Consider the following 10,002-nt stretch of genomic DNA (forward strand, 5'->3'; position numbering starts at 1 on the left):
TCCACCCGACTCGGCCCGCGCGTGACCTCGGAGGCACTGTGAAGCTCTTGCTGACGTCCGGAGGCGTCACGAACCCCAGCATCCACGCGGCCCTCGAGGGGATGCTCGGCAAACCGGTCGAGGAGAGCCGCGCGCTCGTCGTCCCGACCGCCCAGTGGGGCCACCCGATGTGCGGTCCGGAGTCGGTGCGCCGGGTCGTCGCGGCGGGAACGGACGACCAGTTCTTCTCCGGTCTGGGATGGGCGTCGCTCGGGGTCCTCGAGCTCACGGCACTGCCGTCCGTCGGCGCGGAGCGCTGGGTGCCGTGGGTCGAGGCGGCCGACGTGCTGCTGGTCGACGGCGGCGACGCGACGTACCTCGCGCACTGGTTGCGCGAGTCCGGGCTGGCGGACCTGCTGCCGACGCTGACGGACACCGTGTGGGTCGGCGTGAGCGCGGGGAGCATGGTGATGACGCCGCGGATCGGGGAGTACTTCGTCGAGTGGGCGGGGGCGCCCGACGACCGCACGCTGGGGGTCGTCGACTTCGCGATCTTCCCGCACCTGGACCTGTTCCCGACGAACACGCTCGCGCACGCGCAGCGATGGGCGGCCGAGATCGGCGTCCCCGCGTACGCGATCGACGAGCAGACGGCGCTCGCGGTGGTCGACGGCGTCACGACGGTGGTCTCCGAGGGGAGCTGGACGCGGTTCGACCACGACGAGTGAGCGGGTCGGCTCACGGCTCAGGGTCGACTCCAGACGTGGTCAGGCGTCCGCAGCCTCCGCGCGCAGCACGCGCTGAGCGCCGGTGCGGTGCTCGTCCCAGTGGCGTCGCAGGCAGCCACGCCCGCTCCGGAACGGCGCCGTCCGTGGCGCACCGCTGGGCACGATCGCGTCAGGACGGCGCCGTTCTCGGAGTGCGACGTCACGAGACGTGCTCGTGCCCCGTGACGTCAGCGGAGGTCAGGCCGGGAGGGTCCCGTCGCGGCGGGCGAGGCTGCGCAGGCCCAGGCCGCCGATGACGAACCCGACGCCGACGCCGACGACCGCGAGCGAGACGCCGAACGCGATCACCGACGTCATGAGCGACGCGCGCAGGAACGTGCCGGTCGCGACGGCCGGGCGGATGGGGTCCTCGCGGTCGATCTCGGCGTAGGTGCGGCCGTCGGTCATCTCCTGCAGGTCGGTGCGGATCCCCTCGGACTGGGCCCACGCCTCCCAGGGTGCGTCGACCCGCTCGCCGACGAACGCGGGTGCGGTGTCGGTCACGTGGACCTTCTCCTGCCAGAGGCCTTGGGTGACGGCACCCCATGCGCCGACGCCCCCGACGATCATGATCGCGCCGAGCACGAGCAGGAGCGTGCCGAAGAGTCGTGCGCGCTTGTTGACCCGGGGCGGCGGCGGTGCGCCCTCGGTGGAGGTCTGGGCGTTCTCGGTGACGGTGGACTGAGCAGACACGGGTGCCCCCTTCGGTCGGCGTGTCGTCGGTTCACCACCGTCTCGGGCTCAGATACGAGGCCGCATCCATGCAAATCAATTCATCTCGCGGGCTACTCGCGAGTAGCTCTTTCGTCGTACCGCCCGGGTGAGCGCCGCCGGCGACGTGCCGGAGCGGACGAGCGCCTCTCTGGGCCGACGTCGGCAGGCGGGGTGGCAGGAGGGTGAGTTCGGCAGCGGACGCCCGGTTCCGGCCTCGACGGTCGCCGACCTCTGCCATGATCCGCGCGAGCGCGGTGCCGCGCCCACGTGCGGGGAGAGGGTGCAGCAGTGTCCGACGACCAGCCGACGCCGACGACGGCCGGCTACCCGTGGGCGCCTCCCGACGGCACCACGGCATCCGGTCCGGCGGCTCCGGTCCCGTACGACGCGGGCATCGGCCACCCGACCCCGGCCGGTGCGCCGTACTCCCGCGGGTACCCCACAGCGCCCGCACCGACGGGGTACCCGTCGCCTCCGACGTACCCGTACGGGCCGGGCTACCCGCCCGCTCACGGACCCGTCGCGTACCCCGGCCCGCGCCCCTACGACGGCTTCGCCATCGCGGGCTTCGTGCTCAGCTTCGTCGGCGCGGTCGTGCTCTCCATCATCTTCGGGGTCCTGGGCCTCGTGCGGACCAAGGGCGGCCGTGCGCGTGGCCGTGGGCTGGCGATCGCGTCGTTGGTCATCTCGTCGCTGTGGTTCGTCGTCGGCATCGGGCTCGTCATCTACGGCGCGACGCTCGGGCCGGTCTCGACGTACACGGTCGGGGACTGCGTGCGCCTGAGCGCCGACGCCGATGCGGGGCTCGACGAGGGCGACGCGCCCACCTTGCCGAAGGTGGCGTGCTCGGAGCCGCACAACGCCGAGGTGTACGCGGCGAAGAACCTCCCGTCCGGGTCCTACCCCGGCCTGGACCGCGTCGAGCAGGAGACCTTCGCGTACTGCGAGTCGGAGTACGCGAGATTCGTGGGCGTGCCGTACGACGACTCACGGCTGGGCTTCTTCATCGTCTATCCCGAGCAGATCGGCTGGTACACGGGGGACCGCAAGATCGCGTGCATCGTGACCGCCCCCGAGGACGTCACCAGCACGCTGCGCGGCTCGGCCCGGTAGGCCGCCGCGCCGTGACGTGCGCTGCGCGGTCGCACGCGGGGCACCGAAGCCGGGCGACGAGCGCGGCTACAACGACGTCGCGGTCCGCACGAGCCCTGCGACCCCGCGCGAACGTGAGTGCGGGGGCCACGCGATCACGGTCGTGACCTGCGGCGCGTCGAGCACGGGATGGTCACCGGGGCGAACAAGGGCGTCGGGTACGAGATCGCGGCGGGCCTGGGGGCGCTCGGCTGGCGGGTGGGGGTCGGTGCGCGCGACCAGCAGCGCCGGGACGAGGCCGTGGCGAGGCTGCGGGAGTCGGGCGTCGACGCGTTCGGCGTCGCGCTGGACGTGACGGACGACGAGAGCGTCGCGGCCGCCGCCGCGCAGATCGAGCACGACGAGGGTCGGCTCGACGTGCTCGTCAACAACGCGGGCATCGTGGGCGGGGTGCCGCAGACCCCCACGACGATCTCGCCCGACACGATCCGCGCGGCCGTCGAGACCAACGTCATCGGCGTCGTCCGGGTCACCAACGCGATGCTGCCGCTGCTGCGGCGCTCGCCGTCACCGCGCGTCGTGCAGATGTCGAGCACCGTCGGGTCGCTGACCCGGCAGACCACGCCGGGCGCCGACACGGGCCCCGTCTCGGGCGCCTACTCACCGTCCAAGACGTTCCTCAACGCGATCGTCGTGCAGTACGCCAAGGAGCTCGCGGGGACGAACATCCTCATGAACGCCGGCTGCCCGGGCTTCGTCGCCACGGACCTCAACGGGTTCCGGGGGACGCGCACACCGCAGCAGGGTGCGCAGGTGGCGATCCAGCTCGCGACACTGCCCGACGACGGCCCGACGGGCGGCTTCTTCAACGACTCGGGCCCCCTTCCCTGGTAGCAGACCGCCGACGCGGGACGACCTCACCGGGCGCGGGGGAGGCGGGTGGTCAGCCAGTCGAGGGTCGCCTCGCGGTACCAGGCCTGGTGCACGCGCAGCCACGGCGACGTCTCGACCGGCGGCCGGCCGGCGGCGTCGACGAAGTACCCGGCGAGCGCGACGAGGAACGCGTCGATCGAGGCGGGCGGGACGTCCCGGGTCAGGGCGTGCGTCGCGACGACCCGATCGGCGTCGAGACCGTCGCCGTGCACGCTCACGAGCAGTCCGACGAGGTCGATCCACGGGGCTCCGAGCTGGATCCAGTTCCAGTCGCACACGAGCACCCGGCCGTCGGCGGCGAGCAGGATGTTGTCGTCGCGCAGGTCGAAGTGCACCACGGTGCTCCCGGCGGCGGCCTGCGCCCACCGGCTCTCGAGGGCCGCGAGCTCGTCGACCCGGTGGCGCCACGGGGTCGGCACGAGCGTGAGGTCGGCGTCCCCCGACGAGCACCGACGCCAGAACCGCAGGTCGTCGTCGAGGTCGGCGGTCGTCCCGAGCGGGAGCAGCGCCTCGGGGGCCGGCGTCAGCGCCTCGGCGAGTCGTTCGAGCGCGACGAGCACCACGGCGAGCTCGTCGGGCACCCAGGGCCGCTGGGGCGGGGTGCTCTCGACGTCCTCGAACGCGAGCACCACCCAGTCCTCGAGGTCGAGGGTCCAGAGCAGCCGCGGTGCCGCGACGGCCTCGGGCAGCAGCCCGGCGACGAGGGCCTCGTGCCGGTAGGCGTGGTGGGCGTGCTCGCCGCGGGACGTCGAGGCCGCCTTGACGAAGACGCGCGTGCCGTCGGCCAGCTCGAGCCGGCTCGCGAAGCCCTCGGTGAACCCGCCGTCCTGCGAGCGCGCGCGGACCACCGGTGCGCCGGCGCGCGACTCGATCGCGGCCCGCACGCGCTCGGGCAGGGCGTCCCACGAGGGCCGCTGGGCCGTGCCGCTGTGGGGTGCGCGTGCGGGCTCTGAGAGTGCGGCGGTGGCCGCGTCGTGCTGCATCGGGGCACGGTAGCGGGCCCGGCGCGAGGCAGTCGCGCAGTTTCTCGTCCGGAGGATGGGGATATGTCGAGTCGTACCGGCCGGGCATCCACAGAGGGGGCGCGGAACGTCTCAGGTCGGGGAGCAACTCGGTCGATTGCTGGTCTGTGAGCGGATCCAGCGACGACCAGCGGCACGGTGATGTCGCGCGCGCCGCGCGGCCGCCGGTGATCGGTTTCCTTGCCCCGAACGTGCACGGCTACTTCTACGGAAGCATCCTCGACGGCCTGATGGACACCGTGGCCGCGCAGGGCGCTCGGGTCGTGGCGATCCAGGCGCGCGAGGCCGGGTTCTTCAAGGCCATGGCCGACGAGAAGTTCTCGTCGCAGGTCGCGTGGGACCACCTCGACGCGCTCGTCGTCGCGGTGACCACCACCGACTACACCTACCTGCGGGACTTCTCCGCGAGCGGCAAGCCGGTGATCACCCTGTACGCCGCGCCGACGGGGCTGGACTGCCCGACGGTGGTGCCGGACAACGCGAGCGGCATCTCGGCGGCCGTGGACCACCTGGTGGGCCACGGGCACTCGGACATCGTGTTCGCGGGCCGGCGCCCGGCGAACGGTGACGACGAGATCCGGTACGCCGCGTTCTGCGCGGCCATGCAGGCGCACGGCCTGGTGGCGCCCGAGCCGGTGGTGGTCCCCTGGACGACCGAGGAGCGGTACGACGGCGCGGTGGCGGTGCGACGTCTGCGGGAGCGGGACCGGATGCCCACCGCCGTGGTGGCCTGCACCGACGCGACGGCGATGGCGGTGATCGAGGCGCTCACCGAGGACGGCCTCGACGTCCCGGAGGACGTCGCGGTGGTCGGGTTCGACGACATCGCCGCGGCAGCCGAGTACCGCCCGCCGCTGACGAGCGTGTCCCAGAGCTTCAACCTCGCGGGGGTGACCGCCGGCTCGCTGGCCATGCGGGCCTTGCGCGGCGAGCACGTCGAGACCGGGCTGCACGCCATCCCGGTCACGTTCGTCGTGCGGGAGTCCTGCGGCTGCCGGGGCGGCACCGACGACGACGTGACCGACCGGGGCAGCCTGGAGACGGTGAGCCTGCCGTTCATCGACCAGCTCGGTGCGGCGCTGTACGGCGACGAGGAGCTGCCGTCGGCGCAGCACCCCGGACTGCGGCTGGCCGTGCAGCGACTGGTCACACTGTTCGCCGAGACGGTGCGGGCGAACGACGTCGGCCCCGCCGACCGCAGCGACCTGGACACGGCGGAGAAGGCCGCCGCGGACGCGCTGCGGCGCGCGGTCGCCACCTCGCCGTACCCGGTGAACGCGCTGGTCGCGTTGCGCGGGCTCGCGGAGGCCGTCGCCCACCACCTCGCGCCCGGCGACTGGCGGGCCGCGACCGCCGTCCTCCAGTGCGCCGCGGACGTCGCGACCCGCGCGCTGCGGTTCTACCAGCAGCACGACAGCGCGGTCGTGCTGAACCAGCACGTCGACGTGCAGCGCCGCCACTACCGGATCAGCACCGACCTGGTGCGCCGCAACGGCAGCAACCCCAGGACCCTGACCTGGCTCGCCGACACCGGCGTCCGCACCGCGAGCCTGGCTCTGTGGAACGAGGTCGGGGAGCTGCGGCTCGTCGGCGTGTTCCCCGGCGACGAGAACGGCAGGGAGCTCGACGAGCCGTGCGACGTGCGGTCCTTCCCCGCGCTGCTCTCGGCGGCCGACGAGCTCGACCCGCGTGAGCTGACGATCGTCCTGCCGGTGGACTTCGACGGCAACGAGCACGGGTTCATGTCCCTGACGGGCGCGTTCGACGTGATGGGGGAGGCCGTCTTCGAGCGGGTCAACCACTGGGCGGTGCTGCTGTCGGTGGCGCTCGAGCAGGACCGGGCGCTGGAACGGCTGCGCGTCAGCGAGGAGCGTTACGCGCTGGCCGCGGAGGCCGCGAACGACGGCATGTCCGACTGGGACCTGAGCACGGGGACGGTCTTCTACTCCGCACGCTGGAAGGCGCTGCTCGGCTACGCCGACGACGAGCTCGACAGCACGCCCGACGAGTGGCTGGACCGGATCCACCCCGCGGACCGGGGCACGTTCGACCGGGCGCTCGACCACCTCGTGTCCGGGATCGAGCAGTCGCTCGAGATCGAGTACCGGCTGCGCACGTCGAACGGCAGCTACCGGTGGATGACCACCAACGTGCTGTCGGTGTGCGGCCCCGACGGGCGCGCCATCCGGCTGGTCGGCTCGATGACCGACGTGACCGAGCGCAAGGAGCTCGAGGACCGGCTGCGCAACGACGCCCACTACGACCCGCTGACCGGGCTGCCGAACCGGGCGCTGTTCCTGGAGCGGCTGGAGCGGACGATCGTGCGCACCCGCCGCGACCCGGAGTACATGTTCGCGGTCGTCTTCATGGACCTCGACGGCTTCAAGGTGGTCAACGACAGCCTCGGTCACCAGGTCGGCGACGAGCTGCTGATCGAGGTCGCCCACCGGCTCTCCGCGGGGTTGCGGGCCGGCGACACGGTCTCGCGGTTCGGCGGCGACGAGTTCGTGCTGCTCCTCGACGACGTGAGCGAGGTGGCCACCCTCCCCGACGTCGTGCGCCGACTGCTGACGGAGATCTCCGTGCCGGTGGTGCTCACGGAGGGCACGCGCGCCGTCAGCGCCGCGGCCGGCATCGCCGTGTCCGCGAGCGGGTACACCTCGGCCGACGAGTACCTGCGCGACGCCGACACCGCGATGTACCGCGCCAAGGCGCACGGACCTGGCTCGGTCGTCATGTTCGACGGCGCGATGCACGCGCGTGCGGTGGCCCGCCTGCAGCTCGAGTCCGCGCTCGACCAGGGCATCGCGCTGGAGCAGTTCGAGCTGTACTACCAGCCGATCGTGCACCTGGACACGCGCCGCATCGTCGGGCTCGAGGCCCTGATCCGGTGGAACCACCCCGAGCGGGGACTGGTCCCGCCGAACGACTTCCTGCCCGTCGCGGAGGCCACCGGCCAGACCCGCCAGATCGGCCAGTGGACCATCGTGCAGGCCTGCCGGCAGATCGCCGAGTGGCTCGACACGGTCCCCGATTTCAGCGACGTCACCGTGAGCGTCAACCTGTCCAACCGGCAGTTCTGGGACCCCGAGCTGATGCCCACGCTCCTGTCCGTCCTCAAGCGCTACGACGTGCCCGCCTCGTCCCTGATCTTCGAGGTCACCGAGGGCGTCATCATGCACAACCAGGACGTCGCGGTCTCGTTCCTGCGCCAGCTGCGTGACGAGGGCGTCGAGTTCCAGATCGACGACTTCGGGACCGGGCACTCCTCGCTGTCCGCGCTGCACGAGCTGCCCGTGTCCGCCCTGAAGATCGACCGCTCGTTCATCCAGCGCATGAAGACCAGCTCGCGCAGCCGGGAGCTCGTCGGCCTGATGATCACGATGGGTGGGCGGTTCGGCCTGACGGTGATCGCGGAGGGCGTCGAGACGGAGGACGAGGCCACGGCCCTGGCCGAGCTCGGCTGCCCGCTGGTCCAGGGCTACCTGTTCTCCCGCCCGGTTCCCGCGCCCGAGGCCACGCGCCTCCTGCTCGCTCAGGCCGACGAGGCCGTCCCCGCACCTCTCGACGTCGTCCGCTGACGCCCGGACGGTCGTCGTCCGGGCGTCGGGCGTCCGTCAGGCGGGGCGGGTGCGGTCCAGGCGGACGGGCTCGGGCAGGTAGCCCGCGGAGCGGTAGGTCGCGACGGCGGACGTCAGGGTGGTCGGGGTGCAGACCTGCGCCGACGACGAGCCCGACGACCGGAGCGCGGCGGCGGCGGCGAGGCAGATGGCGCGGCCGTGACCGCGCCCGCGGTGGTCGGGGTGCACCCCCATCGGCTCGAGCAGCCCGGGCCTGCCGGGGCCGGCCGACCACACGGTGACCCCCGCGACGGGCACGCCGGCGGGGTCGCGCCCGAGCAGGCACCACGCGTCGGCGAACGGCGACCCGTCCGCCATGGTGCGCCACACCTCGTCGGTGAACCGGTCGTTCGCCCACGCCGAGCGGTGCACGGCGGTGAAGTCGGCGGTCCGTCCCGGTGCGACGACCTCGACCTGCAGGTCGGTGGTCTCGACGGGTTCGCGCAGGTCGCGCCGCAGCGGGGTCCAGGACTCGCCCGTGGGCCAGCCGTGCTCCCCGAGCAGCTCGTGCACGCGGGTGGCGTTCGGCGCCTCGACCACGCCCGCGCCGTCGGGCAGGACGCCGCGGCGAGGGTCGACGACGTCGGCGACGACCTGCTGCGCGACGTCGTCGGACCGCCACGCCGGGGGCGCGACCGTCATGCGCAACGCGTCGGGCCCGTCGAGGAAGCCGATCGCGACGAGCTCGTCGTCCTGGGTCCACGTGCGGACGGCGGCGGCGACCGCGTCCGTGCCGAACCGCCAGAACCAGCCCAGGTCACCGGGGTGCAGCTGCAGGGGCGCGCCCTCGTCCTGCCAGGACCGCAGCGTCGCGACGACGTGCGGCAACCGGTCCGGCGAGGGCGTCGACAGCACGACAGGCATGCGGCGATCCCACACCCCGCATGCCGTGCTGCGCACGGCTTTACTCGGACGACGAGCGTGCGCGTGGGCGAGGGCCGGCCCGGCGACGGCGACCGGGCCGACCCTGCCGTCCACGGGCGACTACCCCACGCGGACGAGCTGCCACTGCTGGTTGGCGCCGCCCCAGCTCGAGTACTGGACGATGTTCGCGCCGTCGGCCGTCGAGGCCCCCTGCACCTCGAGCGCCTTGCCGCTGATGCGGCTGATCAGCGTGGCGTAGCCGCCGGAGACCGTCGCGCGCCACTGCTGGTTGGCCCCGTTGTTGTCGGTCCACTGCACGATCGCCGCTCCGTCGGCCGTGGACTTGGCGTACACGTCGAGGTTCTTGCCGGACAGCCGGGACCGGATCTCGTAGTAGCCGTCGCCGGTGGGGACGAACTGCCACTGCTGCTGGTTGCCGTTGTTCCGGGACCACTGCGTGATCCGGGCGCCGTCGTTCGTCGCGAGGTTGTAGACGTCGAGCGCCTTGCCGCTGTTGCGGTTGAGCAGCACGTACCAGGCGCTCGTGTCGATCGAGCTGTCGCCGCCGCCGTTGTTTCCGCCGGCGTTGAGGGCGTTGAGCACCGAGGTGTACGCGGCCTTCTTGTTGCCGGACGCGTCGAACAGCAGCGGGTTGGCACCGGTGCGCCACGAGTCGCTGTCCCGCACGCCCCACACGGTGATGCCGTTGCAGCGCGCCACCGCCAGGCACGCGTTGGTCACCTGGGCGTACATGTTCGCCTGGTTGCCGCCCTGCTGGATGTCGAGCTCGGTGATCTGCACGTCGACGCCCAGGTCGGCGAACCGCTGGAGGTTGGCCTGGTAGTCGCCGGGCAGGCTCGTGCCGAGGTGCGACTGGAACCCGACGCAGTCGATCGGCACGCCGCGCTGCTTGAAGTCCCGGACCATGTTGTAGACGCCCGTGGACTTCGCGTTGATGCCGTCGGTGTTGTAGTCGTTGTAGCAGAGCTTGGCGCCCGGGTCGGCGGCGCG

Annotated in this window: 8 protein-coding genes; 4 read left to right on the forward strand and 4 right to left on the reverse strand. The window is 72.7% G+C overall.

From position 1 onward, the window contains the following. The first annotated feature begins 38 nt into the window (after positions 1-38). Positions 39-707, forward strand: a complete 669-nt coding sequence (locus tag CPE01_RS15235; protein ID WP_146807661.1) for a Type 1 glutamine amidotransferase-like domain-containing protein — start codon at positions 39-41, stop codon at positions 705-707. Positions 708-944: 237 nt separating this feature from the next. On the opposite strand, the gene CPE01_RS15240 is transcribed toward CPE01_RS15235, so the two are convergent. After that, the gene (locus CPE01_RS15240; RefSeq protein ID WP_146807662.1) at positions 945-1,439 is read right to left on the reverse strand and encodes an aromatic ring-opening dioxygenase LigA; all 495 of its coding nucleotides are present in this window, start codon (positions 1,437-1,439) and stop codon (positions 945-947) included. Between the two features lie 309 nt (positions 1,440-1,748). On the opposite strand from CPE01_RS15240, the gene CPE01_RS15245 reads away from it, so the two are divergent. Then, complete coding sequence (locus CPE01_RS15245) at positions 1,749-2,573, forward strand: DUF4190 domain-containing protein (protein ID WP_186811574.1); 825 nt, start codon at positions 1,749-1,751, stop codon at positions 2,571-2,573. A gap of 168 nt (positions 2,574-2,741) precedes the next feature. Further along, the gene (locus tag CPE01_RS15255; protein ID WP_146807664.1) at positions 2,742-3,446 is read left to right on the forward strand and encodes an SDR family oxidoreductase; all 705 of its coding nucleotides are present in this window, start codon (positions 2,742-2,744) and stop codon (positions 3,444-3,446) included. A gap of 23 nt (positions 3,447-3,469) precedes the next feature. On the opposite strand, the gene CPE01_RS15260 is transcribed toward CPE01_RS15255, so the two are convergent. Next, on the reverse strand, positions 3,470-4,468 hold the full coding sequence (locus tag CPE01_RS15260; RefSeq protein ID WP_186811575.1) for a phosphotransferase family protein: 999 nt from the start codon (positions 4,466-4,468) through the stop codon (positions 3,470-3,472). 146 nt (positions 4,469-4,614) lie between these two features. Between CPE01_RS15260 and CPE01_RS15265 the strand changes: the two genes are divergently transcribed. After that, on the forward strand, positions 4,615-8,088 hold the full coding sequence (locus CPE01_RS15265; protein ID WP_186811576.1) for an EAL domain-containing protein: 3,474 nt from the start codon (positions 4,615-4,617) through the stop codon (positions 8,086-8,088). 36 nt (positions 8,089-8,124) lie between these two features. On the opposite strand, the gene CPE01_RS15270 is transcribed toward CPE01_RS15265, so the two are convergent. Further along, positions 8,125-8,991, reverse strand: a complete 867-nt coding sequence (locus CPE01_RS15270) for a GNAT family N-acetyltransferase (protein ID WP_146807667.1) — start codon at positions 8,989-8,991, stop codon at positions 8,125-8,127. A gap of 120 nt (positions 8,992-9,111) precedes the next feature. Continuing rightward, positions 9,112-10,002 (reverse strand): endo-1,4-beta-xylanase (locus CPE01_RS15275; RefSeq protein WP_186811577.1); only part of this gene is annotated, 891 nt, incomplete at its 5' end.

This window comes from Cellulomonas persica (genome assembly GCF_007989825.1).
In the GTDB taxonomy this organism is placed as follows: domain Bacteria; phylum Actinomycetota; class Actinomycetes; order Actinomycetales; family Cellulomonadaceae; genus Cellulomonas; species Cellulomonas persica.

Bases quoted from the DNA above. Each gene is read 5' to 3' on its own strand.
- CPE01_RS15270 (WP_146807667.1), bottom strand. From the start codon at position 8,991: ATGCCTGTCGTGCTGTCGACGCCCTCGCCGGACCGGTTGCCGCACGTC.
- CPE01_RS15255 (WP_146807664.1), top strand. From the start codon at position 2,742: ATGGTCACCGGGGCGAACAAGGGCGTCGGGTACGAGATCGCGGCGGGC.
- CPE01_RS15260 (WP_186811575.1), bottom strand. From the start codon at position 4,468: ATGCAGCACGACGCGGCCACCGCCGCACTCTCAGAGCCCGCACGCGCA.